The sequence below is a fragment of the Bradyrhizobium roseum genome, from assembly GCF_030413175.1.
In the GTDB taxonomy this organism is placed as follows: Bacteria; Pseudomonadota; Alphaproteobacteria; order Rhizobiales; family Xanthobacteraceae; genus Bradyrhizobium; species Bradyrhizobium roseum.
Window position 1 is genome coordinate 4,951,728 of record NZ_CP129212.1, and the last position, 24,942, is coordinate 4,976,669.

The window sequence follows — 24,942 nt, forward strand, 5'->3', positions numbered from 1 at the left end:
GTCAACTGTCTACTATTGTTCCGGTGTTGTTAGCCGACACAATTTCGTTAGGGGTCGGCGCATCATGCATGGCAGGCATCCCGCGCTGGGAGGCGCAACGTCAACCTGGTACCGTGGAGCCGGGCAACAATGTGGTTCGAACGCGTCGAAGATAGGACACTGGAACTCTTCATTGCTGGCCACGTTGCTGCGGCATGAGGATTCGGGAAGAAAACTGCAACATGGTTCTGCTGGCTGCCGTCACCCTGGTCAGCCTGGCGTTCGCTGGCGGCGCTGCACTGGTCGGCTCCGCCGATACAAGGCCGGTTCGGATAGCCGATCGCATGCAGGGCGCCACCGAGCCCACGCCGTCACCTCGCAAGGGGAGAACGGATGTCAGCGACCAACCGCTGGTCCGCGTGGTCGGCGAACGTTTCGTCCCGAACACAAACCCGCGCGAACGATAGACGCCGCGCCGTTTTTTTCTTCATTGAATCCGCATGGCCATCTGATGCCCTATGCACGCGGACAGCCATCAACTGTCACCGTTTTGTCACCTCGCGCGCAAAAGCGTGGGAGTTATCCACCACCGTCTCGCCATTCGCTTGCTTCCGCAAAAGCGGTTTGATCGAGTGAGTTCGGCCGAGGTGTTGCATGAAATGGATGAAGGAACGCGATCTTCTGATCGCACAGACGATGGCGTTCGTTCAGTCGGTGACCGGCAAGGCACCGGACGCCGTCAGGACGCCGGAGGCCCCCACGGCGATCGCGGCGTCGGCCGCGCCGGCCTCCGCAGATACATTCGAACCCGAGCGCCCAGCCGCGGTGGCGCTTGCCGACCTCGCCGTTCCCTTGGTCCAGACGCCGGTTGCCCACCCGCCTGCGCAGGCAGCAGAGGTCCAAGCACGTGCCATACCTGCGCCTGCAATAAGAGTGTCGGCGGAGGCGCCACGAGAGTTACCGGTCCCGATTTCCATCTCCCGCCCCGACCTGCGGGAGGATTTCCAGTCCGAGATCCGGGCGCGGGTGGCCAGTTTCCGCGCCCATCAGGAACGGTTCAACCGCGAGCGCGAGGCCTATTGCACGGCGACGATGGCCAAGGTCCATGCCTCCCTCAAGGAGATTTAACAGTCGCGGCCGCACCCCGGAAAATATCCTGTTATTTCAACAGGATAAATCGGATAACTGTTTCCCGGCTCTACTTTGCATGGGGTTGTTTTCGATATTTTGTGTTCGGACCCCGCCCCGGGCAGGCCTACCTGCCGGCGATCTTCTCCAGCACCGGCAGCAGATGCGCCAGGAACGCCTGCGGATCTTCGCTCATCGGAAAGTGGCCCAGTCCCTTCATGATGGTGGCCTCGCAACCGGGAATACTGTTCGCCACCGCCAGCGTCTCCTCCGGCGTGCAGGAATAGTCGTATTCGCCGGACAGGAGAAACAGCGGGCAACGCCGCGTGTCGATCTGCGCGACGCGGTCGCGGATGTCGCCGTCCAGCTTGTAGAAGTACAGGTCGCCCTTGAAGACGCCGGGACCGCCCTGCATGTAATGCCACAGCGTCTCCCAGCGCTCGTTGTCGGGCGCATCGGGGCCCACCAGGCCGGAGACGATGGCGCCGCAGACTTCGCCGCCATGCACGTCCGCCCGGTGCAGGAAGTTGAGGTCGTAATAGGGATCGACATGCGCGCCGGCCTGCAGACCGATGATGGCGCGGAATCGTTCCGGATGCTCGAGCGCCAGATGCAGCGCGATCCGGCCGCCGATCGAGCATCCGATCAGAATCGGTCTGTCGAGGCCGAGCGCGCCTGAGATTTCCAGCACCATCGCCGTGTATTGCGCCGAGGTGAGCTGATACTCCTCCTCATGCCAGCCGGCAGGCGGCGAGGATTTGCCGTGCCAGGGCATATCGAAGGCGATCACGCGGTGGTTCCGGGTGACCCTGATATCGTTCATCAGGCCGCGATATTGCCGCCCGTCGCTGCCGGCGGTGTGCAGGCACAACAGCGGCGTCCCTTCGCCGGCCTCCTCGACATAGACCCGGTGCGGCCGGCCGAACAGGTCGAGATGCATGTAGCGGCCGACGATCGGCTCGAATCTCACGCTCATGCCGCGGCTCCTTCGCGCAGCTTGCCAAGGGCTTCCTTGAAGTAGCGCAGGTGGGACATGAATATCTGCAGATTGCCTTCGGCCTTGAGCGCGCGCCGCTTGATCAGCGCCATCAGGTCGTTCGAGCCCGGCGGCGGGCGCCGGCTCCAGAACTTTTTCCACTCCGCCTCGGAGGCCCGCAGCGCAAAGGACGAGGACGGCATCACGAACGGCCCCGGCGTCACCGAGACGATTCGGCCCTCGAAGATCGAGATCAACCAAGGCGTGGCGCCGACTTCGAGAAGGAAGCTGGTGGTCAGATAGCGGCCGCGCCGAACCAGACCCTCATCGTCGTTGACCCGCCGCTGCAGCGCTTCGATCATTTCCACCCCCATCCGCTTTTGAGGGCCATGTTCCGTGGAATGCGGCCGCCGTCAATCGGCCGGCGCTACAACCAGGCGCATACCAGCGCCACGTTGGCGGCGCAGGCGACCAGAAGGCAGATCGTCAGCCTGAGTTGGACACGCGTGCTGGAGGTCTGGAGGCTCGTCATCATGGCCCGAAACATCCGGCGATTCTGCTTGATGAGTCTCGGGGATTCTTTTTTCCGGGATTTACGTCTCGTTAAAGACTCAGAGACTCCACGAAAACGGGCCGAAACGAGCCAATTTGCTCCCGAAACCAGCATTCGAATGCCGACATGGCAGCCACGTCTGAAACCCGGCCGCCGCTTCCGCGTTGACCGTTTTTACCGGAGCCGACAATGCCCTACGCGCTGTTCTCGAACGATGCCAAGCTCAGCAAGGCCTACCCGACCGCCGCCGACGTCTGGGCGATCGCCCGCAAGAGCGGGCTGGTGGTGGACGTCGTCTCCCCCCGCCACAAGCAGGGTCCTCAACCCGTTCTGGACCAGGATTACGAGATCAAGCCCTGCCAGCTCGAGCCGCACGAAGACCCCGCCCGCAACAAGGCGGAAGCCGAGCGCGACGCGCAGACGGAATTGCAGCTGGCGTCATGAGGACGAAGGCGGTCACCGGATGCCGACAGGCATCCCTCGCCGGGATAAGCCCAGGCGGCAGATTAAAGTCTGAAATCGTCTCTAGGGCGTCGCCGAAACCAGCGATGCCTGTTCGGCAGCCACAGCAACACACGCCTTACGGCGCTGCAGTCCCCGGATCGCGCCGGTCACCTTGCGCACCTTGCCGACCCCGCAGGCGGTATCCTGCACGAAGGCCACTTCATAAGGAGCAAGAATAAACGGTTCGGATTTAAGGACCGTTTGAGCGAGGCACGGATAAGCCGCTGCAGAAAAGATCAGCCCTAACGCAAAAGCACGCATGTTTTTAATGTCCAACCCAGCCCGGCTGATACTCATAATAGCGCATCATGACGAAAAGTTGCGTGCACCGCGAAATTTTTTTTGACGCCTTCGAGAATGCAACCCGCAAGGCACATCGTAGAGGCCTTGCGCCAATGAAAAGGCCGGCATGACGCCGGCCTTTTGGATGTCGATGCGAAGCGCTCCATCAATATCGGGAGGCAGTCCCGCCGCCCCAACCGAACCGGTAATTCACGCCGACCTTGGCGGTGTGCTCGTCGTTGCGGAAGCTGCGGCCAGCGACGTCGGCCGGGCCGGCGGTGAAGGTGGTATTGCCGAAATTGTAATACTGGTACTCGGCCTTGGCCGACCAGTTCGGGGCAAACATGTATTCGAGGCCGCCGCCGACGGTGTAGCCGTCCTTGTGGCTGCCGTTGGTGGTGAATGCCGCCGGCACACCGGCCACCGACACCCCGATATTGTTGCCGTCACGCCAGGCGTAACCGCCCTTGGCGTAGAGCAGCGCCGGCCCCCAAGTGTAGCCGATCCGGCCGGTCACCGAGCCGATCTGGTCGGTGTTGGAGGTTACGAGGGTGCCACCGGGAAACAGCACGCCATCATTGTTGTTGCTGGGCAGCCAGCTGTACTGGGCCTCGACGCCCATGACCCAGTTTGGGGCGAACTGATAGTCGAAACCACCCTGGACACCACCCATGAAGCGGGCGTCGCTGCCCTGCAGGGAGGTGTTGCCCGCAAAGGCGCCGCCGACATGGCCGCCGACATAGAACCCGGTCCAGTTGTAGACCACCTGGGGCGCGGTATAGGCCGGCGCCTTGGTATAGGGCCGGGCTTGCATGTCGGCCGCGAAAGCTGGCGCAACCATGGCGGCCAGCGCGGCAGCCCCGAGCACTAACTTCTTCATTTGACTATCCCCGTTACGAACGTTGCAGATACCAATCCAAACAACGTGACTTCATTTGGGTTGCTTTGCGGCGAGTGGCAGCGACCAGATGGCGCGCGACTGTGGCCGCATGGCAACAAACCGATTTAGTTCCCTCGCATTAAAGGCTTTTTCGACGGTTAAGGATCCGGCTTTCCACCTAGTTGGGGTCGGGGATGACTAAGGCAAGGTTCAAGCCTCCTCGAAAAGTGATCCAAATTCGTTCACGGTTCCTTCCCAGGCCCTCCGACCCGGCTACCGAGATCCGGCCAGCGCCCGGCTTGGCACGCGCACGCCGGCGGGCGATCAGCGCGTCAATTTCTCCAGCTCCGCGAAAGGCGCGTACGCCAGCCCCGCGCAGGGCTCGGCCGCGTTTTCGAGGATGCGGTCGAGGCGGCCGTCGACGAACAGCATGGCGCGCTCCCGCGGCTCCCGGTAACCACCGTCGGATTCGCGCGCGCTGAACCGAAGACAGACGACATAACGCTGCCGTCCGCCGATGACACGCTCGACCGGCTCTGCCATGACGGCGTCGCGGACGCCGACGGGATTGTTGAGATAGGTCTTCAGGAACGCCAGCAATTCGGTGCGGTAATTCCTCGGAAACGGCTGGCTGGAGACGCCGCGGTCGTCGGTAAAGGTAATCGACTTGCCTTCATCGCTGGTGGCAGCACACGCCGATAGCGCGATCGGCATCGACATCATCGCCGCGAATTTGACCGAACGTTTCACGCCAATTCTTCTCCCGTCCTCCGCCGTCTCATAAACCGCCCGGCGTGAGAATGGAATTCGCCCCTCGGTTACCTCATGTCGGTTATCCCATGGCTTTCGCTCTCGAAAAATTGAGACGAGTGCCACGGAAATGGTCTTGAGCATGCCTGGCCTGATCTCGCCTGACCGATGAAGCTGGCGGCTCCGCACTGAACCTCCCCTGAAGCGGGATTTGGGATTCCGTTCATCTGAATGACATCTTCTTCAAATCCGATGATGATGCAGCGCGATCAAAATCGGTGAATCGAGGGAACGGGACGGGAATGTTCCTGCGCGCCGGGGGTTCACCTCAACGGGCTTCGGTGTAGAATTACCGAACCGGCCATCAGGAGAGATGCATGAAGAAATTTGGGATCAGGCTTTTGACTCTTGCCATGTTGTCGCTGACGCTCGCGGCAACCCCCATCGTCAGCGTCGTCTACGCGGCGCCCGACAACGATCCGCCGCCGCCCGACAAGAAGAAAAAGAAATCCAGCGAAGCTCGCCCGGGTATCGAGCAAACCGCATTCGCCGACGGCTATCGCGCCGCTTATGCCGCGATCTACGACCGTCACGACTACACTTCCGCTATCGAGCAGTTGAAGGCGCTCGGCCGCGACGACAGTGCCGCCGTTGCCAACCTGATCGGCTACTCCTATCGCAAGCTCGGCGACTACAAGGTCTCGCAGATCTGGTACGAGCGTGCGCTCAAAGCCGATCCGGGCCACGCCAAGACGTGGCAGTATTACGGCCTGTGGCAGGTTGAACAGGGCAACCGCGACCAGGCGCAGTATCACCTCAACCGGATCTCGGAGCTCACCGGCACCGCAAGCGAGGAATATCGCTCGCTCGCCACCGCGCTGGAAAAGCCGCCGGGCACGGGATTGGTTTACTGAGGCAGTAAAGTCTCCGCCGTCAATGCGAGCGAAGCAATCCATCTATCCGTTATGCCGTGACATGGATTGCTTCGCTCCGCTCGCAATGACGAACAAAAAATGACCGGTGCAGTGCTCAATCACTGCGCCGGTTTTTTTATTGTTGCGAGTTCACTTCATCACCTTCTCGACCTCGCCGCGAAAGGCCTGACGTGCGGCATCGCGCGAGTAGAACATGTGCCCGCCGGGATAGACGACCAGCTTCACCCGGTCCGACCGCGCATAGGCCGGCAACTGGTCGAGGATCACCTTCGATCCAAAATACGGTGTCGCCAGGTCGAAGAGCCCATGCCCGACCAGCAGTTTCATCTTCGGATCGAGCGCCAGGATCTGCCGCAACTGTGAAACGGACTCGGCCGGCCCTCGGCCGAAATCCCAGGCCATGTTCACGACACCATTGAGCAGGTGGTACGAGCCGTCAGGACGCCAATTCAGTTTGCGCGTGGTGAGGTCGACGGCCGCGCTCGTCAGCGGCGCCGTCAGGGAATCCCCGGAAGGATCGCCGAAGTGCGCGTAGCTCGAATCGGGGTAGGGATCGATGCCGGAGACCGACGCATCGTAGCGTCCCACAACGCGGCCATTTCGGCGGTCGAATTCCCGGCGGAATTCGCCGACATCGAGACGCCCGGCCAGCCTGCGGCTCACCGCCGGATCGATGCCGGTCAGCGCGGCCACCTTGTCGGAAAGCCGCATCGTCGCTTCCCGATCCGCCTGCCCCTTGAGGAGATCGGTAATGAACTCGCCCTGCGCGTATCGCTCGACATCGGCGAGATCGGCGCGCGTCACCGGTCCCTTGGCCTCGCGCGCGACCGCAGCCATGCTCGGCAGCGTGTACATGTATTGCAGCAGGCTCGAGCCGCCGAAGTCGCGGAAATCGAACAAGGGCGAGACCATGATCAGCCCGCGCACGCCGACGCCCTGCTGGGTCTGCAGGTTGCGCACGATCTTCGGCCCGCGGATGCCGCCATAGCTCTCGCCGGCGACGAATTTCGGTGACAGAAGGCGGTCGTGTTTTTCCAGCCATCGGCGGATCACGAGCGCGATGGCGCTGACGTCGCCATCGACCGAGTAGAACCGTTTGCGCGCATCCTCGCCGGACGCCACGAAACGGCTATAGCCGGTGCCGACGGGATCGATGAAGACGAGATCGGTGAAATCGAGCCATGTCTCGGCGTTGGGCAGCAGATCCGGCGGCGCGGACGACACCGCGCCCTCACCCGATATCGAGATGCGCCACGGCCCGGCGGCGCCGAATTGCAGCCACGCCGAGGACGCGCCCGGGCCGCCGTTGAACAGGAACGTCACCGGCCGGTTGGTGCGATCGACGCCTTCGAGCTGGTAGGACGTATGGGCGATATCGGCTTGCGGCTCGCCCTTGTCGTCGAACAGCCGGATCGAGCCAGCGGTGGCGGTGAAGTCGAGCGTACGACCGGGCAGCGCCAGCGTCTGCCGGGTGGTGGAATCAGGCGGCAGGCGATGTTGTTCGGCGACGGTTGACGGCGTCGCACCAGCAGCCGCCCCTCGTCCAGGACTGCCCTTTTGGCCCGATGGCGACGGTGACGGCGTGGCCGCGGGCTGCGGGACCGGCGAACTCGCCTCCTCGGCGCGCGCACCGCCCACCCAGCAAGCGATCAAGAGGGCGGCGGCGATGCGCCGGGGGCGCGTCGCCGTGAAACGAAAAGCCATACGATTCTCTCCCCGTACGCACACCACCGGCCGCGCCATCTGGATTGTACCGCGACAGTGCGACAATGCGGCTGGGTTACACAACAAGCACAAACCTGGACAAAAATCACAATCCCGACAGCATCGCGTGAGAAAGCGGTTCGCGCGTCCGGCGGTTGTCCTTGCCGGCCGCGAGGTGCTATCGGTCGGTTCCGCCAAAACACCGGCCGGGTATTTTTGGTACATTCTTGAAACCATTCAGGCGCCAGCGCGACTAATGAACTTGCGCTTTTTGATGGGGTCTCACCATGAAACGTTCGATTGCTGTTTGTCTCGGCCTGCTGGCACTGGCCTCCCCCGCGGCCGCAGATTCGCCGGTCGCGGTGGTCGAGGACGTCCAGGGCAAGGTCACCGGCGCCGAGTTCATGGACTATGTGACGCCCAAGGCGGTGATCAAGATCGCCGACGGCGGCTCGGTGATTCTCAGCTACCTGAAGTCATGCCGGCGCGAGACGATCCGCGGCGCCGGCACCGTGATCGTCGGCACCGACGAGAGCGCCGTCCACCTTGCCGAGGTCAAGGCCGAGAAGACCAATTGCGATCCTGCCCAGACCAACGTGACCACGCGCGAGACCAGCGGCGTCGCCGCCACCGTGCTGCGTAGCGTCGACGCCAGCAAACAGCCGCAGCCGCAACTCACGCTCTACGGCGCATCACCGCTGGTGGAGGCCAAAGGACGCGGCAAGCTGACCATCCGCCGCCTCGACGTGCCGGGCGAGCTCCAGGAGATCAATCTCGGCGGCACCCAGATGAAGGGACGCTTCGTCGATTTCGCCAACGAGAACGTCGCCCTCACCCCCGGCGGCCTCTACAGCGCGAAGTTCAAATCATCGCAGATCGTGTTCCAGGTGGACGCGCAGGCCAAGCCCGGCGCGACCCCGATCGTCGGCCGCCTGCTGCGGATGGAATAGGCGTGACGGACCATCCCGCTTGAGGATAAGGCGCAGCACGCGCAACCGCATGGTGGTTGCGGCCATCGCGCTGGTCTGCGCGGCGGCTTCGGTTTCTCCCGCGGCCAGGCCGATCCGCGGGCTGTCGCTCGACATCCTCACCGCGCTGCGCTGGGAGATATTCGGCCACAGGCAGGATCCCGCAGCTTCGCCGGCGGTGGTCGTCGCCATGGACGAGGAGAGCTTGCGAACTCCGCCTTTCAAGGGCGCGCCGATGCTGACCTGGACCGGCGAGATCGGGCGGGTGCTGTCGGCGACGCTCGAGGGTGGCGCCAAGGTCGCCGGCTTCGACATCGTGATCCCGGCGTCGATCGAGCAGTCGAATATCCCGTTCGGCGACGGGATGCTGGGCGACAAGGTCCGCGGTTTCGACCGTGACTTTCTTCGTGCGCTGGCCGGCGCAGCGGTGAACAACAAGGTCGTACTGGGCGAAATCCTCGGCGGCAACCAGCCGGTCAGGCCGTCGCAGGGACAGCGCGTCGCGGTGCGACAGCAGCAGAACATCCGTCCGCTCAACGTCCACATCGACAGCGACGATGTGCTGCGGCGCCTGCCGCTCAGCTTCACCGTCAACGGAACGCGAGTGCCGACGATGGCCGTCGAACTGGCGGCGCGTGCGCTTGGCGCAGCCCCCGAATTTGATGAGCGCGGCCGGCTCACGCTGGGCGGCTACCCGGTCCCCGGCCGGGTGCCGAACACAATGACGCTGAACTTCGAGGGCGGCGCCGAGGATATTCCGACCTTCTCCTTTGCCGATCTGCGCGCCTGCGCGGTCAAGAACGACAAGGATTACTTTCGACGCTGGTTCGCCGGAAAGGTCGTCATTTTCGGCAGCGTTCTCGACATCGAGGACCGCCGGCAGACTTCCAAGCGCTTTGCTACCGGCATCGAAGGCACACGCGCACCACGATGCGCCGCCGAGAGCACGCCGGTGATGGCGGGCTTTCGGACCAGCACCATCGCCGGCGTCTACATCCACGCCACCGCGGTCAACAATCTGATCTCGCGCAACGCGGTGGTGGAGCCCGGCCCGGCGGTGCGTTTCCTGATCGCTGCGGTGTTTGCGGTGCTGGCTGCCGTCGCCGCGTGGCTGCTTCGGCCGCTCAGCGCCGCGCTGGCGTGGTTGGCCGTGATCCTGGCTTCCATCGCCGGCGCCACGATCGCCTTCAATCACGCGCTGGCGCTGCCGATCGCCGAGCCGTTTTTGGCGAGCCTGTTTGCGCTCGCCGCCACCATCGGCTTCCGCTCCGTGATCGCCGACAAGGACCGACGCCTGCTGCAGAAGAGCTTTGCGCTCTACCTCGCCCCGCACGTCATCAACCGCATGCTGTCGTCGAACAAATTGCCGGAGCTCGGCGGCGAAACCCGCAACGTGACGGTGTTCTTCTCCGACATCGAGGGATTTTCTCTGATCGCGGAAAAGATGTCGCCCAACAGCCTGATGGAGCTGATGAACGAATATCTGTCGGCGATGACCGACGTCATCGAGCGTCATGGCGGTTATGTCGACAAGTATATCGGCGACTCCGTCGTAGCCGTGTTCGGCGCGCCGGCCGACGACCCCGATCATGCCGCCAACGCGGCGCGCGCCGCGCTGGATTGCTGCGCGCAACTGACCGAACTCAACGCCTCCTCACCCCTGTTCCAGGGATACAGGCTGGCGCAGCGGATCGGCATCAATTCAGGCGAGGCGCTGGTCGGCAATTTCGGATCGCGGCGGCGTTTCAACTACTCGGTCATGAGCGACGCCGTGAATCTCGCGTCGCGGCTGGAGGGCGCCAACAAGTTCTACGGCACCACCGTGATCGCCTCCGAGACCACCGTCGCCCTCACCGGCGACGCTTTTACCTGGCGTGAGCTCGACGCCATCAGGGTCAAGGGCCGGATCCAGGCGCTGAAGATCTACGAGCTGCTGGCGCGCGCCGCCGATCTCACACCTGAGCGAAAGCCCCTGATCGATAATTACGCCGAAGGACTGGCGCACTGGCGCGCCCGCGCGTTCGACCGCGCTGCGGTCTCATTCGGCCGCTCCGCCGATGTGGATCGGCCGGCCGCGCTGTTTCGCGATCGCGCGCGGCAACTGGCCGAGGCGCCGCCGGGCGACGAATGGGATCCGATCCGGACGCTGCAGGAGAAATAGCCGAACCGGTCGGGCATCGCTGCCCGGTCCCGCTCAGTAGGCAATGCCGATCATCAGAACGAAGTGCCGACGGCACGAGGCGGCGGGACAGTCCGAACCGTTCCAGGCCGGCTGGACGTAGCGTTCGCGGCGGTGATCGCGTGACGCGGCCAGCCGGATACGTTGCGGCGTCCGTTGCCTGACGTCGGAGAGCATACCTGCCGCGTTTGCGCTGACGGTTTCACCAACACCGGCAGCCGACACTGGCGATGCGATCGACAGCAGGCTCACAGCGGCGACCGCCGCGGCAAGCGGCAGCATCGAGCGGAGATAGCGGGCCATAAGAGACGCCTCCCGATTGGCGCGAGCGGACTTCAGAACTACCGACCACAACAATGTGGCAACCGTCAGAAGCCTACGCCAATAATTGCCTGGGCTCTACCACCGCCACCCCCGCCGCCGCTGACGATGCTCGGCCGGGCCACGGCCTGCTGGCGGACGCGCGGTTCCGGGGACGGCGCAGGACGTGCCCGCCGCGGTTCTTCGGGCTGGCGGCTGGTCTGCTTGCGGCGCGACCGTGCGGCTTCCTCATCCTCGTTCTTGCGCGAGGCGGTAGCGGGCGTCTTCTTCTCGTCGGCGACGCAGGTCTCGCCTTTCAGCGTTTCACCGCTCTTGCATTCGATCGGGCAGACGCGGGTGGTATGTTTGGCAAGTTCCGCGACAAGTTGGCTCGTCACGCTGATATTGGCGGTCGGCTGGCCGCCGATCGACATATAGCGACCGAGCGCCGCGCTGGTCGGCGCGTTGAGCGTGCCGTCGACCTTGCCGCTGAAGCAGCCGAGCCGGACAAGTTCGGTCTGCGCGGAACGAACCAGTTCGGGTGAATTGGGCTGTTTGGCTGCCCGCTTGGCGGCTTCCGCCTCGAAATTGTTCAGCGCGGCCACCACCGCGCCGCCGAGCCGGTCGCATTTGAGCGCTTTGGCGAACGTCTTCAGGTCGTCGATGCCCGATCCTTCGCTGCCTTTGGCAATGATCTGCTCGAGCTTGCCTTGCTCGTCCTTGCACGCGACCTCTTTCGCGACCGCGAGTTCGGCCTTCCGGCGCGCCTCCTCGGCCTCCCTCGACTGCTTCTCGCTTGCCGCCCTGGCCTCGGCGGCCTCCTGCTCGGCCTTGCGCTTCTCCTCGATCGCCTTGCGCTCAGCGGCCGCAGCCTTGGCCCTTTCCGCAGCTTCCGCCGCCTTGGCCTGCCGCTCGATGGCGGCACGCTGCGCCGCAGCGTCCGCGGCGGCACGATCCTTTTCAGCCTGTTCGGCTTTTTGCTTGGCCTCGGCGGCCTTGCGTTCGGCCTCCGCAGCCCTGGCCTTCTCGGCGGCTTCCGCCGCCCTGGCGCGACGCTCGTCCTCTTCGCGTTTTCTTGCCGCCGCCTGTTCGGCCTTCAGAGCCTCGGCCTGACGCCGGGCTTCCTCCGCAGCCTTTCGCGCCGCCTCGCGCTCGGCCCGCGCCTGCGCCGCGCGTTCCTCGGCGGCCTTCTTCAAAACGTCGATGCGCTGCTGCGCGTTGACCGTCAGCGGCGAATCCGGAAAGCGCCTGATAAATCGTTGCAGCGCGGCTGGATCGGTCGCGTCTTTCACGCGATCCCACTCCAGCGATTCCCTTGTCGGCACCTCGCGGCTCGGTGTCGGCGGCTGCGGCAGCGCGGCGAGATTGACGTTGCCCTTGGGACTCAAGGCCTCGATCTGGGCGCGCGCGAGATCGGCATAGAAGCCGGTGGGGTGCGTACCCAAAAACACTTCCCAAGCCCGCTTCGTGCCGATCTGCTGAACCAGCTCATAATCCGCCTTGATGTCGCTGGTCGGCGCCTCGCGCGCCACCGTCGGCGCCGGCACCAACGCGATATTGCCGCCACCGAGCGCCCCGTAAACGAACGGCTCCTGCCGGTTGTCGGTCACCTTCAGCACCTCGTCCCTGACCCTGCCGAACGCGAGGCGAACATCGAGACCGGGAACGGTGAGATTTTTCAGAACCGCCGCCGTGAACGGGCTGTGTTGGCCATCGCCATCGTCGGCCGTCGAACCTGCCTTCGCGGCATAGGCGATCAATGTGTCGGTGCTGGTCGGCTCGACCTTGCCGAGACCCGCCGATACCGCCCGGGTGGCGGTCTTGCGCTCCCGGCGCATCGACTTGACGAAGGGGTTGTCGCGGCAAGCGTCAAGAACGATCAGCCGCAAGCGCTTGGCGCCATCGGCCGAAGAAACCAGCCGCTCCAGGGGTATCGCCTCATCCTCGGAATCACGGTCGCTGGCGAGGCGCGCATCGACGGGAATGAGATAGTTGACCCCGCTGATTTCGAGACCATGGCCGGCGTAATAGACGACGGCAATATCGGCCTGATCGGCAATCGTTTCGAACTTGCGGATCGCGCGCTTGAATTCGAGGTTGCCGACATTGATCAGGGTATCGACCGTGTCGAAGCCGGCGTCGCGAAACATCTTGGCGACCGCGGTCGCATCCCGCGACGGATTGGGCAGTTGCGGAACGGTCTGGTAGTTCGAATTGCCGACGACCAGCGCCACGCGCTTCTCGGCCCGCGCTGCGTTGGTGGCGAGCATCATCGCGAGGAGAAATCCTCCGATCGCAGCCAGCAATGGGACAAAGCGCTTTAACATTAGCATTCCGACGCGAGCTAATGGTTCGCGCCACAAATCCATTCCGGGCGTTCTCCGGGCGGAACGGCGGCACTCCCGAAATCTGCCGACGTCCAAATCAATACCGTTTGGACCGCTCACGATCAATCCAGACACGGATCGGCGGCACCAGACAGCAAAACAATACGAGCTGAATTCTATGCTGCGAAAGCCCGGCTCCATCGTGACTTGCCTCACATGCCCTCAAAAATAGGGACAGCAATGCATACCTAAGCGCCTCCGCCAGTTTTACCTAATTACCGCCAATGTTGCCTGAATGGTACAGGTTTCGTGGATTCAGTTCCCTAACGAAGTCTTAGCTCCGCGCCATGCTTTCGCGTCCCGCGCCGTTCATCTAGTTTTTTGTGAGACTTTTTTTTGTTTTTCGATTCTTGGTTTTTGGGGACAGGCTTATGGCTGTCGATCTTACGTCCGTGCGCCGCTCGGGTTATCTCGCTTTGGCCGGTCTCGCCGGTTCGGTTCTGGCTTCATCCGGCGCGTTCGCCCAAGCCCCGCCGCCCCTCACCACAACGTCCCTGAACTGCACCACCACGCAGGTTGCGACTCCAACCATCATCAACAACATCGGCACGCTGGCGATTCCGGCCAGCGCCGCGAGCTCGGCGATTTCCGCGGCCATCGGCAATGTCAGCACGGCCTTCCTCACCCAGCAGGGCAGCGCCTTCGTGTCGGCGCCCGCCGATCCCGCGCCCGATCAGCCCGGCGGCGGCGTTTGGGCGCGCGGCGTCGGCGGTCAGGCCAACATCTCGTCCACCTCGAATTCGGTCGGAGTTTCGACCCAGGGCGGCGCTACGATCAATACGGCGACGACCAATTGTAACAACCAGCAGCGCCAGACCTTCGCGGGCGCGCAGGTCGGCACCGACATCGCACGCCTGAACTACGCGGGCTGGAATCTCCATCTTGGAACGACGGCCGGCTATCTCAGCTCGCGGACCACCGACAACGCCGGCTTCGGCAACGATTTCGAAGTCCCGTTCTGGGGCACGTACTTCGTCGCCACCAAGGGACGCTTCTTTGCCGACCTGATGGTTCGCCAGGAGTTTTACAACATTAACCTGAACAACCCGACGCTTGCGTTCAGCAATCAGCCGGTCGGTGCACATGGTTGGTCGATCTCGGCATCGACGGGTTACAATTTCGATCTGGGCCAGGGCTGGTTCATCGAGCCGTCGGCCGGTTTCATCTATTCCAGGACGTCGGTCGACAGCTTCACCGCGCCCGGCGTCGCCGGCGCCAACTTCACCGGCATCACCGGTGTCGTTCAGACCAACGACGTCACCAGCCAGATCGGCCGCGCGTCGTTGCGCGTCGGCAAGGCCATCGCGACGCCGACCGTGGTCTGGCAGCCGTTCGCTTCGGCAAGCGTGTTCCACGAATTCGCCGGTGACGTCAGGTCGAACTACACATCGCTGAACGCCCAACTCAATCCTGGCCCCGTGCCCTTCACGTTCAACCAGGCAACAACGACCTCCCGCGTCGGCACCTACGGCCAGTATTCGCTCGGCCTCGCCGGGCAGATCGTGAACACCGGCTGGCTCGGCTTCGTGCGCGTCGACTATCGCAACGGCGAGCGCATCGACGGCTGGACCGGCAACGCCGGCATTCGCTACCAGTTCACGCCCGAGACGCTCGCGGCCGTCATGCCGACCAAGGCTCCGAAGTCGCCGATCCCGGTCATCGGGGTGACGAACTGGACCGGCTTCTACGCTGGTGGATTCTTCGGCGCCGCCGCGGGCCGTACCGATATCGCGTTCCCGGGCTCGCCGCAGGCGACCAACCGGCCGTGGGTGTTCGGACCGATCGGCGGTATTCAGCTCGGCTACAACCATCAGTTCAGCAACAACTGGGTTCTCGGCTTCGAAGGCGACATCGGCGCCGCCGACATCCATGGTGGTCGCAGCGCCGGCACCCAGATAGCCCTGCCCGGCATGACCTCGGCTCTCTTTGGCCTGCAGGACAAGACTTCCTGGATGGCCACGGCGACGGCCCGCGTCGGCTATGCGATGGGACGCACCCTGTTCTACGGCAAGGGTGGCGCCGCGTTCGAGAACAGCCGCGTGTCTGCGACCTGCTTCAATCCACAAGGCGCGGCTTTGGCGCCCCCCACCTCCTGCTTCAATCAGGCGGGCGCGGCGTTTGCCCACGGCACCGGCTTCAGCACCTCGAGCACCCGCGTCGGCTGGACCATCGGCTACGGCACCGAGTTCGACCTGGGCAAGAACTGGTCGGCCAAGGCTGAATACGATTACATTTCGTTCGGCAGCCACACCGCGCTGGCGTCCGACGGCACCACCACCATCCGGGATCGGGCCGACATCAGCCAGGTCAAGGTCGGCCTGAACTACCGCTTCGGTCCGACGGCGGTCGCCGCCAAGTACTGATCCAGCAACGGCGCGTTCGCGCTGAGGCCAAATCGAGCGTTTAATCGGGCGACCGCGACCGGCGGTCGCCCGATTTCGTTATGGCGCGAAAAGTCGCCCGGGTTGATCTCGACAAGCCTGCCCAAGGTGTATAGACGGGCGCGGCGCAATCCGGCGCCCCCGGCCTGCCGTCACCTGTGAGTTCGCCGTCCGATGGCTACCCCCAAGCGATACGACCGGATCGCCTTTGTCGCGAGCGCCAGCACCGAGGCGCAGGCCGCGCTGGCCAAACTCGTCAATCTCTACGGCAATTGTGACGCCGGCGACGCCGACGTCGTGGTGGCGCTTGGCGGCGACGGCCTGATGCTGCAGACGCTGCACCAGCACATGCGCTCGGGCAAGCCGATCTACGGCATGCATCGCGGCACCGTCGGCTTCCTGATGAACGAATTCACTACCCACGACCTGCACACGCGGCTGGCGGCGGCTCGGGAATCCCTGATCAACCCGCTGTTGATGCGCGCGACCGACGTCCATGGCACCGTGCATCTGCATCACGCCATCAACGAGGTGGCGCTGTTTCGCCAGACCAACCAGGCCGCGCATCTGCGCATCCTGATCGACGAGCACGAGCGGATGGCGGAATTGATCGCCGATGGCGTCCTGGTGGCGACGCCGGCCGGCTCCACCGCCTATAACCTCTCGGCGCAGGGCCCGATCCTGCCGATCAATGCCGCACTGCTGGCGCTGACGCCGATCAGCCCCTTCCGCCCGCGCCGGTGGCGCGGCGCCCTGCTCCCGAACTCCGCCTTCGTCGTCATCGAGGTACTCGAGGGCGAGAAGCGTCCGGTGGCGGCCGCCGCCGACCATGACGACGTGCGCGACGTCCAGCGGGTGGAAGTCTTGTCCGACAAGACGATCTCGATGCGGATGCTGTTCGATCCCGGCCACAGCCTTGAAGAACGCATTTTGCGCGAGCAGTTCGGATCCTGACGCCCACCCGGTGATCGTCCGGTGAATTTGAGCCGGGTCATGTTGCGAAAAAGTGGCGCCATCGGGTATTCTCACGCGCCTGACGGGGGCCGCTTCTCAACCCTTCCTTAACGACCGCCGCGATATGGTTAACACCAGTATACTGTTTTGCTGGGCCAGGCCGGACCATGTATCGCATCGACTTCAACAAGCTGCGATTTCTGATTTGCGACGACAACCCGCACATGCGCCGCATCCTGCGCACGCTGCTGCATTCGTTCGGCGCGCGCGAGGCCTATGAGGCCGAGGACGGCGCGACCGCGCTGGAAATGTACAGCCACTACGTGCCCGACATCGTCATCACCGACTGGTCGATGCCGATCTTCGACGGCCTTGAGCTGGCGCAGATGATCCGGCAGCCGGAATCGAAGGGCAACCCCTACGCGCCGATCATCATGCTGACGGGCCATTCGGAGAAGCGCCGTGTCACCGTCGCGCGCGACGCCGGCGTCACCGAATTCCTGGCCAAGCCGATCTCGGCCAAGGGATTGTACCAGCGCATCCTCAACGTCGTCGCCAACCCGCGGCCCTTCATCAAGACCAAGACCTATTTCGGCCCCGACCGCCGGCGCAACACCACCAACGCCTATATCGGGCCCGAGCGCCGCGTCGGCGGCGAGGTCGAGGTCATGCAGCAGCCCTCGCTGCTCGACAAGGCGCGCACAGCCGTCTAGCCGCCGGCCCGGAGAGACCATGATGATGAAGCAGAAGCCCGGAACGATACAGGTCAAGTCGTTCGGCGATCACCACGTGATCACGCAACCCAATCCGCTGCGCAAGGTGCTGGTGCGCGTTCCCGAATCCGACCTCGACGACCCCGTCGGCCGCGCGGAAAAAGCGCTTGCCGGACTGTCCGGCGAATTCAAGAACTGGATGACGGTCGAGGCCGACCGGCTTTCGGCGGCGCACGCCGCCGTGCTCCGCGAAGGCTTCACCACCGAAAATCGCGACGAACTGTTTCGCGCCGCCCACGACATCAAGGGCGACGCCGCGACGTTCGGCTTCCCTTCCGCCGGCGCCGCCGCCGAAAGCCTCTGCCGCATCATCGAGCACGCGCCGAACCTCGATCAGGTGCCGGCCGAGCTGATTGCCCACCACATCAACGCCGTTCAGGCGATCGTGCGCGAGCGCACCAAACTCGATACGGTCACGACCGCGAGCAAACTGAGTTCGCAGCTGCGCGGGATCGCGGACGAATTCCTGGTCAAGGTCAACCGCGACCGGCCCGAACATCTCGAAGCGATCCTGGCGCCGAGCATCGTTCCGGCGGATTAGCCGGCAATCTACACGCAGTCGTCCCTGCCAAGTGCGCAATTGCGCACGGACCGATATGCCGCGGCTTCTCGATTGAACATGCGCTGGTCGAGGATCTTCGTGTGACCACAAACGGCGGTGGTCATGGCCCCACTCGTTCGCACGGACGGGCTTGACCGGGTAGCTGCTGCTTGCCCTTACGCTGCGATCAGGTCGCGTATCGGCGGCACGTGCGCTTCGTCGGCGACCAGTTCCTCGCAGAACATCCGGGCTTCCTCGCGCGCGGACTCGGTCGCAAAACGCCGCAGCAGGATCAAGAGCGGCTCGGCGGATTTGCCGTCGGTTTCGCAATGAGTCAGAACGCGCTCGACCATGCGGCGGCGCAGTCGCTCCGCGCCACCGGCGGTATCGACATAGCCGGTCTCGCAGCTTGCCTCGAGCGCGACGACGAACGCGGCGAAGGTCGATTCCGGCAGGCCGGCACGGACCAGCAGCGCCCGCAGGCCGGCGGCGCCGCGGTCATGCACCAGCGCGGTGACGCGCGCCAGCGGCAGGCTGGCCAGTTGAGCCAGCGCGGCCTCGAACAGTTCGATGTTGCCCGACAACAGCGCGCGCAGGATCAGGCCGGCGTTGAGTTGTCCCGTGGCGAGCAGATGCTGCACCAGACCCTGCATGTCCTCGCCGCGCGAGCGGGCCGCAATGCTGATGGTGGAACGCTCACGGGACTCTTCCGCCAGCCGCCCGGCCCGTTCGGGGCTCAGCCAGTTGCGGGCGGCAGCGAACTGCGCCAGCGTGCTCGACAGTTTCGCGACCAGCGCGGCGCGGGTGGCGGCCGGCAGGCCCTCGAGCACCAGCATCGCTTCACGGATGGCAGCGAGATGGCCATGCCGTTCGACGATACGGTCCCAGGAAAATGGCGCAAGTTCGGCGTACGCATTTTCGATCAGTTCGAGCGCGGCTGCCGCCGAACCGACTTCGGCAATCGCGGCGGAGACCGACGACGGCAGATTGATGCGGCGGGCGATGGCGCATTGCGTATCGCTGGTGCCGGTCGCAACGATATCGACGAGGTCGGCGTCGATCAAAAGCGGCGAGTGTTCGAGGATCGGCAGCGCGATCGACGGCTGGTCGGAAGCAAGCGCCCGTACGATCGTGGCCGGCGCGTCAGGGCTTCGCGAAAATACTTCCGCCATCGCCAGCCGAACCAGCGGCGACGGATCATCGAGCAGCATCAGCAACGCGCCTTCGGCGGCGATGCGATCGTCCTCGGTAAGGTCTGAAATCAACCAGGCCCGCGCCAACGCCCGCGTCGCCTCTGCCCGCTCGCCTGCCGGAGCGGTACGAATCCAACTGATGAACTGCCGAACAATCATGGTCCTGGCTACGCAACCTGTGACGACACCGTGACGCGGTGCCAACATCAGAAAAAATAAACCATGACGCTTAACAAAGGGTTCACCATAAACAGCTGGTTTTATTGACGTTTTGTTAAGGGGGCAAAGACGGCCTCGCGCTCCCCAAGCCGCAGCATATGATTACCGCTGGAGAGGCGGAGGCAAGAAGCCACCGAACTCGCGCTCCATCAGTCCCGCAAACGCAATTGTCGTCCGGTCTTCCAGGTACGATCCGATGATCTGCACGCCGATCGGAAGGCCCTCGCGTGAGCGGCCGATCGGCATCACCGTTGCAGGCAAACCGGGCGGCGTCGCCAGCGTCGCCCACACGATCTGGGACAGATAGGGATGCGCGGCGCCGTCGATGTTGAGGCTGCGCTCCTCCATGTCGTCGAGGTGATCGTGCGGAAACGCGACCACCGCATGAGGTGGGCAGAGCACGACGTCGAACTGGCTGAACAACATGCTCCATTGCTGACGCAACCGCGCGCGCGCGATTTCGCCCGCCATCCATTCGTGATGCGTCAGCAGCGGCGCCCGGATTCGCCATGCCTTCAGACTGTCATCGTCGCGCGACAGCGCTGCGGCCGCTTCGCGCATCCTCTGGAAATATTCGGGAGGCCGGCCGAAGTTCACGACGTTGCGCACAAGTCTGGTGTGCAGCCTCGCCGACTCGGCAAGATCAGGAAGTAACGCGCTCGATCGCGCTACTGTCGCACCCGCTTTAGTCAGACGGCCTGCAAGCTGATCCAGCGCCGTGCGAACGGCCGATGCCACCGGCAGCAACGGGTGGCCGTCGATGACGAGCACGCGATAGCTGCGCAGATCGGCATGGCGCGCGGCCGGTAGCCACAGCCGATAGGCGGTCGCCTGATTTTCGTCGGGACCTGCCAGGACGTCGAGCGCCATTGCAAGATCGTCAGCGGTGCGCGCCATCGGGCCGCAGACGCCAAGTCCGCTCGTGAGATCGGTCTGCAGTGGCAGTGCGCGCGGCGGCGCGTGGCCGCGTTGCGGCACCAGATCTGATGTCGGCTTGTGGCCGAACACACCGCAAAAATGCGCCGGCACGCGGATCGAGCCGCTGACGTCCGAGCCCAACTCCAAAGCAACATAACCCGCGGCCAGCGCGGCGGCCGATCCGCCTGACGAGCCGCCCGGCGTTCGCGCCGGATCCCAGGGGTTATTGGTCGCATTGTAGATGGTGTTGTAGCTCTGCCAGTCGGCGATGGCGATCGCGAGATTGGTCTTGCCGACGACGACCGCACCCGCGGCCTTCAGGCGCGCGACCGCAACCGCGTCTTCCGCAGCGCGCCAGTCGCGCCCCATGGGAAGTCCCCACGTCGTCGGTAGCCCGCCAACGTTGAAGGATTCCTTGACGCTGACGGGAATGCCGAGCAGCGGCTTGCGCTCGCCTTGTGCCAGCGCCCGGTCCGCAGCAGCAGCCGACAACCGCGCCCGCTCAAAGTCGCGCACGACCATGGCATTGATGCGTGCATCTTGCACCTCGATCCGCTTGATCGCCTGATCCAGCAATTCGGTCGCGGATATTTTGTAGCTGTCGAGCAGGCCGCGCAACTCGGCGACACTGCGATACGCAAGGCCATCACTGGCGGAAGCCGCGTTGCGCTGGGCTACAGCCGAACTTTTCCCCGCACCTGCCGCCACGACAGCTGCGGCACCGGCCGCCGCCAGAAACGAACGTCTGTTCAGGAATTGGTGCATGAAACGTCGCCTTCTGCAGTTGATGCAGAAAACGATAGAGACGGCCTGTCAACCGCGATTGTATATTTCGGTCATCGTGGGCCGCGCGACTTCCAGCCTGCGCTGTTGGCGGCCAGGTCGTGACCTGGCACGATCACGTTGTTCCAGTCGCCGATCAGATGACTGGGCGGCACACCGGCCAGCGCATGGCACTCGCGAATGAAATGTGCCTGATCAAAATAGCCGGCCTGGTGAAGAATGTCGGTCCACGGCCGTCCCGGCGCGGCAAGATGAGCCACCAGCGCCGCGTCGAAACGAACGGTCCTCGCGTAGTGCTTGGGTGACAAGCCTATCTCGGTCCTGAAGCGACGCTGGAATTGCCGGGCGCTCAGCCCCGCCCGCGCGGCAAGCGGTTCGATCCGCGCCCTTCCTGCTGTTTTCAAAAGCACGCGCGAGGCATGGTCGATGCCGTCCAGCGCCGCGCATCCTTCCAGCATAGCGCCAAACCATCGTTCAGCGGCGGCGACACGCGATGGAAAGTCAACCGCCGAACGGACGGCATCGCCCAGCCACTTGGCGCGGTAGCCCAGGACATCGGACGCCGGAATCCCTTCGTTGATCAGGCTGCTCATGTCCACGCCGACCAACCGATTGAGGCCCGCCGGCTGAAACAGGATATTGAACAGATGGATTTCGCCGGAGGCATGGAGCTGAATGCGACGCGAGCCCTGCGGCCCGACCACCGCCATGTCCGGCGAGGCCTGCGCGAGACCGCCGTCGATCCTGACCCTGAAAGGCTCCTTCAGGACGATGTCGATGATCTGGTGAGGTCGCGGCGGAAGCGGCCAGGACAGGCCGGGCGAAGGCAGAAATCCGCGGCGTTCGCCAAACGAGCGAACGATGCCGCGAAGCGCCGGATGTGGCAGAACTCGCTTCTGAACTTCCACCGCGGCCTCCAAGTGGAAAGCCATGACGATCGCCCTGCCGGTACTCGTACCGGTAGGGCGATCGATGGATGAATAGCACGGTTTGCCCGCGAGGGCATCGTTGGGGCTTAGCCGCTGAACGTGCCGAAGCGGTCACTAAAAAGATCAAGCCGGCCGGGTGCGCGGACCTCGGGCTTGTGTCCCGACAATGTCGTGCTTGTCGCAGCACTAGGCGTTGGCGCAACCGAATTTGCCGGCGCAACCGAGGTCAGCGACGAATTGCTGCCCCACAATTCCTGCACCGCCGGCGAAATCGGCTGCGGGCGTTCGCCGGCCTGGAACAGCGAGCGGAACACCGGCTCGGACGCAACCGAGGCGGTTTGCGACGATGCCGCAACCGGCGTCACGTTGCGCTGAACCGGAAAGCTCGAGAGATAGGCGGCGTTGTCGATCGCCGTCGCCGCCGGCGTCGCGCTCGCGACCGTAACGCGCCTTGGCAGATCGCCGCCGGCAGCCGCCATCGCGGTGCGCGTCACCGGCGAGTTGGCAGCGGCTTCGTACCGGGTGTTCAGCACCGAATAAACCTGCGAGACGCTCCGCGCCTGTCCCGCGCGATCATAGAAGATCGACTGGTTGGCCGCCGCAGCGTTCGGAAACATCTGCGCGGCCGACGCGTTCGGATTGTCCTCGGCGCTCTGGATCAGCTTGCCGGCGCCGCCGACGCCCATGAAATGCGCCATATAGAGTTCGGCATCGGTCGGGCGGCGGCCGATCTTGCCGGTCAGCTTGAAACTGTTGGACTGGGTCAAGACCGCCGCCATCGACGAGGCGGCCTCCGGATCGTCGCGCAATTTCATGATCGCCGCGCGTGCGTCGGGGTCGCTGACCGAATAGCTGCCGGAAGGATTTTTGGTGATGGCGTCGGCATATTTGCCATAGCCGAGATGGGCGCCCGCTTCCTTCACCGTGCCGAGCCAGGTCTGGTCGATGAACTGAAACAGCCCCCGCGCCGACGAGGTGCTGGCGGCGGCCTTCGGATTGAAGTTGGATTCCATCTTGGCGGTGGCGAGCAGATATTCGAAGCTCGCGCCGGTGGTCGATGCGGCCTGCCTGATCGAGCCCGCGATCCGCGCGCGCGCGGGATCGACACCTGCCGCAGCCGTGGCGCTTGTTGTGTCGACCGCCATATCTCTGTTGCCCTGCCCCTCGCGAAATCCGCGCAGGCCTCGAGGCGCCAGCAATCAGCGCCCGTACGCCGTCGAGACTGCCGCAATCATGGTTAATGAGAGGTTAAGGGCCGACACCGGTGCAACGCCCAGCGAGAGCAGGATCGAAGCCAAAAGGGAAAGTGCCGGAGACAATCAATAACGTCGCCGTGATGTCCCACCCCGACCGCGGGATGAACTTTCTACACATCGTACAAAGCGAGACAACGCAACGCCAACACCATGGGCTGCGGTATTGGCGCATGGATGAGTTGAACTTATTCCGAATATACTTTGGCCGGATCGAAATGCTTGTCGGCGTCCACGAATGACAGCCGCGTGTCGCCAGCGGCCGCATCGACCTTGCGGTAGAAACAGGAGCGCCGCCCGGTGTGGCAGGCCGCGCCCTGCTGCTCGACGCGAATCCAGATTGCATCCTGATCGCAATCCAGGCGCATCTCGATCACGCGCTGGGTGTGACCGGATGTCTCGCCCTTTCGCCACAACGCGTTGCGCGAGCGGCTGAAGTACCAGGCCTCGCCGCTTTCGATCGTCTTGCGCAGCGCCTCGTCGTTCATGTGCGCGACCATCAGCACGTCGCCGGTCGCGGCATCGGTCGCGACGCAGGTCACTAACCCGGACGCGTCGAATTTGGGCTGGAAGGCCAGCCCCTCTTCGCGGTCGTGATCATGTTTTGAAGCCGACACGGATGACCTCGCAACTCGAAGCGAGGTTACCGGCTCGGTCCTCGCACCAGGGACATGAAACGCTGCTGCTCCGACGGATTGTCGCGGAACACGCCGGTGAAGCGGCTGGTGAACGTGGTCGCGCCATGTTTGGCGACGCCGCGCACCGACATGCAGGTATGCTCGGCCTCGATCAGCACGGCTACGCCGCGGGGTTTCAAGACCTCGTCGATCGCGGCTGCGATCTGCGCGGTCAGATGCTCCTGGGTCTGCAGGCGGCGGGCGAAGATATCGGTGAGCCGCGCCAGCTTGGACAATCCCACCACGCGCTCGACCGGCGTATAGGCGATATGCGCCTTGCCGTAGAACGGCATCATGTGGTGCTCGCATTGCGAGGTAAATTCGATGTCGCGGATCAGGACGAAATCGTCATAACCGGCGGTTTCGCCAAAGGTGCGGTCGAGCACCTCGGCCGGGCACTGGTGATAGCCCTGATAGAGCTCGTCAAAGGCTTCGACCACGCGGCGCGGCGTGTCCAGCAAACCTTCGCGGCCGGTGTTCTCGCCGATATAACTGAGCAGGACGTGGACGGCCTGTTCGGCCTCCGCGCGCGACGGGCGAGGCAGGTCGGGGCGGACCGCAGCCGCCAAGAATTCGGCCGGATCGAGCTCGGCCGGACGGTTTTCCAAGGCTATATCGGGCGATTTCACTTCGGAAGGCCTCAGGTCGGAAGTCTTGTTTGGGCGGATGGATTTGATCAATGCGTCCATGTCTTCTCCGTTCGACCGGCCCGAAGGGCCGGAGTGTCACCGGGCAGACGGGGCGGATTGCCCGCCGGGCGCCTGAGTCCCATCTGAAATACGTTAAAACCCAAACC

25 protein-coding genes are annotated in these 24,942 nt (G+C 64.1%); 10 read left to right on the forward strand and 15 right to left on the reverse strand.

Annotated features, from left to right (window positions below):
• The first annotated feature begins 221 nt into the window (after positions 1-221).
• Both QUH67_RS23530 and QUH67_RS23535 read left to right on the forward strand, forming a co-directional pair.
• Complete coding sequence (locus QUH67_RS23530) at positions 222-446, forward strand: hypothetical protein (protein ID WP_300941650.1); 225 nt, start codon at positions 222-224, stop codon at positions 444-446.
• 187 nt (positions 447-633) lie between these two features.
• Positions 634-1,107 (forward strand): hypothetical protein, encoded by a 474-nt coding sequence (locus tag QUH67_RS23535; protein WP_300941651.1) that lies wholly within the window; start codon positions 634-636, stop codon positions 1,105-1,107.
• A 127-nt stretch (positions 1,108-1,234) separates the two neighbouring features.
• On the opposite strand, the gene QUH67_RS23540 is transcribed toward QUH67_RS23535, so the two are convergent.
• From QUH67_RS23540 to QUH67_RS35020, 3 genes are all read right to left on the reverse strand, one after another.
• Positions 1,235-2,083, reverse strand: a complete 849-nt coding sequence (locus QUH67_RS23540; protein WP_300941653.1) for an alpha/beta fold hydrolase — start codon at positions 2,081-2,083, stop codon at positions 1,235-1,237.
• The gene (locus QUH67_RS23545) at positions 2,080-2,445 is read right to left on the reverse strand and encodes a hypothetical protein (protein ID WP_300941655.1); all 366 of its coding nucleotides are present in this window, start codon (positions 2,443-2,445) and stop codon (positions 2,080-2,082) included. The genes QUH67_RS23540 and QUH67_RS23545 overlap by 4 nt, the downstream gene beginning before the upstream one ends.
• A 65-nt stretch (positions 2,446-2,510) precedes the next feature.
• Positions 2,511-2,618 carry a glucose transporter gene (locus QUH67_RS35020; protein WP_407080344.1) on the reverse strand — a complete coding sequence of 36 codons (108 nt, stop codon included), beginning with the start codon at positions 2,616-2,618 and terminating at the stop codon, positions 2,511-2,513.
• A gap of 207 nt (positions 2,619-2,825) precedes the next feature.
• On the opposite strand from QUH67_RS35020, the gene QUH67_RS23550 reads away from it, so the two are divergent.
• On the forward strand, positions 2,826-3,080 hold the full coding sequence (locus QUH67_RS23550; protein ID WP_300941657.1) for a hypothetical protein: 255 nt from the start codon (positions 2,826-2,828) through the stop codon (positions 3,078-3,080).
• Between the two features lie 81 nt (positions 3,081-3,161).
• On the opposite strand, the gene QUH67_RS23555 is transcribed toward QUH67_RS23550, so the two are convergent.
• The 3 genes from QUH67_RS23555 to QUH67_RS23565 all read right to left on the reverse strand — a co-directional run bounded on the left by QUH67_RS23555 (position 3,162) and on the right by QUH67_RS23565 (position 5,016).
• On the reverse strand, positions 3,162-3,401 hold the full coding sequence (locus QUH67_RS23555; protein WP_320416154.1) for a hypothetical protein: 240 nt from the start codon (positions 3,399-3,401) through the stop codon (positions 3,162-3,164).
• A 187-nt stretch (positions 3,402-3,588) separates the two neighbouring features.
• Positions 3,589-4,302, reverse strand: a complete 714-nt coding sequence (locus tag QUH67_RS23560; RefSeq protein ID WP_300941659.1) for an outer membrane protein — start codon at positions 4,300-4,302, stop codon at positions 3,589-3,591.
• A gap of 324 nt (positions 4,303-4,626) precedes the next feature.
• Positions 4,627-5,016 carry a hypothetical protein gene (locus tag QUH67_RS23565; protein ID WP_407080476.1) on the reverse strand — a complete coding sequence of 130 codons (390 nt, stop codon included), beginning with the start codon at positions 5,014-5,016 and terminating at the stop codon, positions 4,627-4,629.
• Positions 5,017-5,429: 413 nt separating this feature from the next.
• Here QUH67_RS23565 and QUH67_RS23570 point away from each other — a divergent pair, with 413 nt between their 5' ends.
• A complete protein-coding gene (locus QUH67_RS23570) occupies positions 5,430-5,966 on the forward strand; it encodes a tetratricopeptide repeat protein (RefSeq protein WP_300941661.1) in 537 nt (178 codons plus the stop codon).
• Between the two features lie 150 nt (positions 5,967-6,116).
• Here the strand turns inward: QUH67_RS23570 and QUH67_RS23575 are convergent, their stop codons facing one another.
• Entirely contained in the window at positions 6,117-7,691 is a 1,575-nt protein-coding gene (locus QUH67_RS23575; protein WP_300941663.1) for a S10 family peptidase, read from the reverse strand.
• A 287-nt stretch (positions 7,692-7,978) separates the two neighbouring features.
• Between QUH67_RS23575 and QUH67_RS23580 the strand changes: the two genes are divergently transcribed.
• Both QUH67_RS23580 and QUH67_RS23585 read left to right on the forward strand, forming a co-directional pair.
• Positions 7,979-8,641, forward strand: a complete 663-nt coding sequence (locus tag QUH67_RS23580) for a hypothetical protein (RefSeq protein ID WP_300941664.1) — start codon at positions 7,979-7,981, stop codon at positions 8,639-8,641.
• Positions 8,642-8,690: 49 nt separating this feature from the next.
• On the forward strand, positions 8,691-10,820 hold the full coding sequence (locus QUH67_RS23585; protein ID WP_300941665.1) for an adenylate/guanylate cyclase domain-containing protein: 2,130 nt from the start codon (positions 8,691-8,693) through the stop codon (positions 10,818-10,820).
• A 33-nt stretch (positions 10,821-10,853) separates the two neighbouring features.
• Here the strand turns inward: QUH67_RS23585 and QUH67_RS23590 are convergent, their stop codons facing one another.
• Together QUH67_RS23590 and QUH67_RS23595 are read right to left on the reverse strand one after the other, a co-directional pair.
• Positions 10,854-11,141 carry a hypothetical protein gene (locus tag QUH67_RS23590; RefSeq protein WP_300941667.1) on the reverse strand — a complete coding sequence of 96 codons (288 nt, stop codon included), beginning with the start codon at positions 11,139-11,141 and terminating at the stop codon, positions 10,854-10,856.
• 65 nt (positions 11,142-11,206) lie between these two features.
• Complete coding sequence (locus QUH67_RS23595; protein ID WP_300941669.1) at positions 11,207-13,465, reverse strand: caspase family protein; 2,259 nt, start codon at positions 13,463-13,465, stop codon at positions 11,207-11,209.
• Between the two features lie 431 nt (positions 13,466-13,896).
• Here QUH67_RS23595 and QUH67_RS23600 point away from each other — a divergent pair, with 431 nt between their 5' ends.
• The 4 genes from QUH67_RS23600 to QUH67_RS23615 all read left to right on the forward strand — a co-directional run bounded on the left by QUH67_RS23600 (position 13,897) and on the right by QUH67_RS23615 (position 18,174).
• On the forward strand, positions 13,897-15,888 hold the full coding sequence (locus QUH67_RS23600) for an autotransporter domain-containing protein (protein ID WP_300941670.1): 1,992 nt from the start codon (positions 13,897-13,899) through the stop codon (positions 15,886-15,888).
• A gap of 192 nt (positions 15,889-16,080) precedes the next feature.
• Positions 16,081-16,860, forward strand: a complete 780-nt coding sequence (locus tag QUH67_RS23605; protein WP_300941672.1) for an NAD kinase — start codon at positions 16,081-16,083, stop codon at positions 16,858-16,860.
• A gap of 167 nt (positions 16,861-17,027) precedes the next feature.
• Positions 17,028-17,573: a response regulator gene (locus tag QUH67_RS23610; protein ID WP_300941674.1), complete on the forward strand. Its 546-nt coding sequence runs from the start codon at positions 17,028-17,030 to the stop codon at positions 17,571-17,573.
• Between the two features lie 22 nt (positions 17,574-17,595).
• Positions 17,596-18,174: an Hpt domain-containing protein gene (locus tag QUH67_RS23615; protein ID WP_300948148.1), complete on the forward strand. Its 579-nt coding sequence runs from the start codon at positions 17,596-17,598 to the stop codon at positions 18,172-18,174.
• A 176-nt stretch (positions 18,175-18,350) separates the two neighbouring features.
• On the opposite strand, the gene QUH67_RS23620 is transcribed toward QUH67_RS23615, so the two are convergent.
• The 6 genes from QUH67_RS23620 to folE form a co-directional block, all read right to left on the reverse strand.
• Positions 18,351-19,526 carry a DUF2336 domain-containing protein gene (locus QUH67_RS23620; RefSeq protein WP_300941676.1) on the reverse strand — a complete coding sequence of 392 codons (1,176 nt, stop codon included), beginning with the start codon at positions 19,524-19,526 and terminating at the stop codon, positions 18,351-18,353.
• Between the two features lie 162 nt (positions 19,527-19,688).
• Complete coding sequence (locus tag QUH67_RS23625; RefSeq protein WP_300941677.1) at positions 19,689-21,269, reverse strand: amidase; 1,581 nt, start codon at positions 21,267-21,269, stop codon at positions 19,689-19,691.
• A 71-nt stretch (positions 21,270-21,340) separates the two neighbouring features.
• The gene (locus QUH67_RS23630; RefSeq protein WP_300941679.1) at positions 21,341-22,207 is read right to left on the reverse strand and encodes an AraC family transcriptional regulator; all 867 of its coding nucleotides are present in this window, start codon (positions 22,205-22,207) and stop codon (positions 21,341-21,343) included.
• Between the two features lie 95 nt (positions 22,208-22,302).
• On the reverse strand, positions 22,303-23,361 hold the full coding sequence (locus tag QUH67_RS23635) for a transglycosylase SLT domain-containing protein (protein WP_300941680.1): 1,059 nt from the start codon (positions 23,359-23,361) through the stop codon (positions 22,303-22,305).
• Between the two features lie 296 nt (positions 23,362-23,657).
• Positions 23,658-24,086, reverse strand: a complete 429-nt coding sequence (hisI, locus tag QUH67_RS23640) for a phosphoribosyl-AMP cyclohydrolase (RefSeq protein WP_300941682.1) — start codon at positions 24,084-24,086, stop codon at positions 23,658-23,660.
• 26 nt (positions 24,087-24,112) lie between these two features.
• A complete protein-coding gene (gene folE / locus QUH67_RS23645) occupies positions 24,113-24,835 on the reverse strand; it encodes a GTP cyclohydrolase I FolE (protein WP_300941684.1) in 723 nt (240 codons plus the stop codon).
• Positions 24,836-24,942 lie beyond the last annotated feature (107 nt).

Bases quoted from the DNA above. Each gene is read 5' to 3' on its own strand.
- QUH67_RS23530 (WP_300941650.1), top strand. From the start codon at position 222: ATGGTTCTGCTGGCTGCCGTCACCCTGGTCAGCCTGGCGTTCGCTGGC.
- QUH67_RS23535 (WP_300941651.1), top strand. From the start codon at position 634: ATGAAATGGATGAAGGAACGCGATCTTCTGATCGCACAGACGATGGCG.
- QUH67_RS23540 (WP_300941653.1), bottom strand. From the start codon at position 2,083: ATGAGCGTGAGATTCGAGCCGATCGTCGGCCGCTACATGCATCTCGAC.
- QUH67_RS23545 (WP_300941655.1), bottom strand. From the start codon at position 2,445: ATGATCGAAGCGCTGCAGCGGCGGGTCAACGACGATGAGGGTCTGGTT.
- QUH67_RS35020 (WP_407080344.1), bottom strand. From the start codon at position 2,618: ATGATGACGAGCCTCCAGACCTCCAGCACGCGTGTCCAACTCAGGCTG.
- QUH67_RS23550 (WP_300941657.1), top strand. From the start codon at position 2,826: ATGCCCTACGCGCTGTTCTCGAACGATGCCAAGCTCAGCAAGGCCTAC.
- QUH67_RS23555 (WP_320416154.1), bottom strand. From the start codon at position 3,401: ATGCGTGCTTTTGCGTTAGGGCTGATCTTTTCTGCAGCGGCTTATCCG.
- QUH67_RS23560 (WP_300941659.1), bottom strand. From the start codon at position 4,302: ATGAAGAAGTTAGTGCTCGGGGCTGCCGCGCTGGCCGCCATGGTTGCG.
- QUH67_RS23565 (WP_407080476.1), bottom strand. From the start codon at position 5,016: ATGCCGATCGCGCTATCGGCGTGTGCTGCCACCAGCGATGAAGGCAAG.
- QUH67_RS23570 (WP_300941661.1), top strand. From the start codon at position 5,430: ATGAAGAAATTTGGGATCAGGCTTTTGACTCTTGCCATGTTGTCGCTG.
- QUH67_RS23575 (WP_300941663.1), bottom strand. From the start codon at position 7,691: ATGGCTTTTCGTTTCACGGCGACGCGCCCCCGGCGCATCGCCGCCGCC.
- QUH67_RS23580 (WP_300941664.1), top strand. From the start codon at position 7,979: ATGAAACGTTCGATTGCTGTTTGTCTCGGCCTGCTGGCACTGGCCTCC.
- QUH67_RS23585 (WP_300941665.1), top strand. From the start codon at position 8,691: ATGGTGGTTGCGGCCATCGCGCTGGTCTGCGCGGCGGCTTCGGTTTCT.
- QUH67_RS23590 (WP_300941667.1), bottom strand. From the start codon at position 11,141: ATGGCCCGCTATCTCCGCTCGATGCTGCCGCTTGCCGCGGCGGTCGCC.
- QUH67_RS23595 (WP_300941669.1), bottom strand. From the start codon at position 13,465: ATGTTAAAGCGCTTTGTCCCATTGCTGGCTGCGATCGGAGGATTTCTC.
- QUH67_RS23600 (WP_300941670.1), top strand. From the start codon at position 13,897: ATGGCTGTCGATCTTACGTCCGTGCGCCGCTCGGGTTATCTCGCTTTG.
- QUH67_RS23605 (WP_300941672.1), top strand. From the start codon at position 16,081: ATGGCTACCCCCAAGCGATACGACCGGATCGCCTTTGTCGCGAGCGCC.
- QUH67_RS23610 (WP_300941674.1), top strand. From the start codon at position 17,028: ATGTATCGCATCGACTTCAACAAGCTGCGATTTCTGATTTGCGACGAC.
- QUH67_RS23615 (WP_300948148.1), top strand. From the start codon at position 17,596: ATGATGAAGCAGAAGCCCGGAACGATACAGGTCAAGTCGTTCGGCGAT.
- QUH67_RS23620 (WP_300941676.1), bottom strand. From the start codon at position 19,526: ATGATTGTTCGGCAGTTCATCAGTTGGATTCGTACCGCTCCGGCAGGC.
- QUH67_RS23625 (WP_300941677.1), bottom strand. From the start codon at position 21,269: ATGCACCAATTCCTGAACAGACGTTCGTTTCTGGCGGCGGCCGGTGCC.
- QUH67_RS23635 (WP_300941680.1), bottom strand. From the start codon at position 23,361: ATGGCGGTCGACACAACAAGCGCCACGGCTGCGGCAGGTGTCGATCCC.
- folE (WP_300941684.1), bottom strand. From the start codon at position 24,835: ATGGACGCATTGATCAAATCCATCCGCCCAAACAAGACTTCCGACCTG.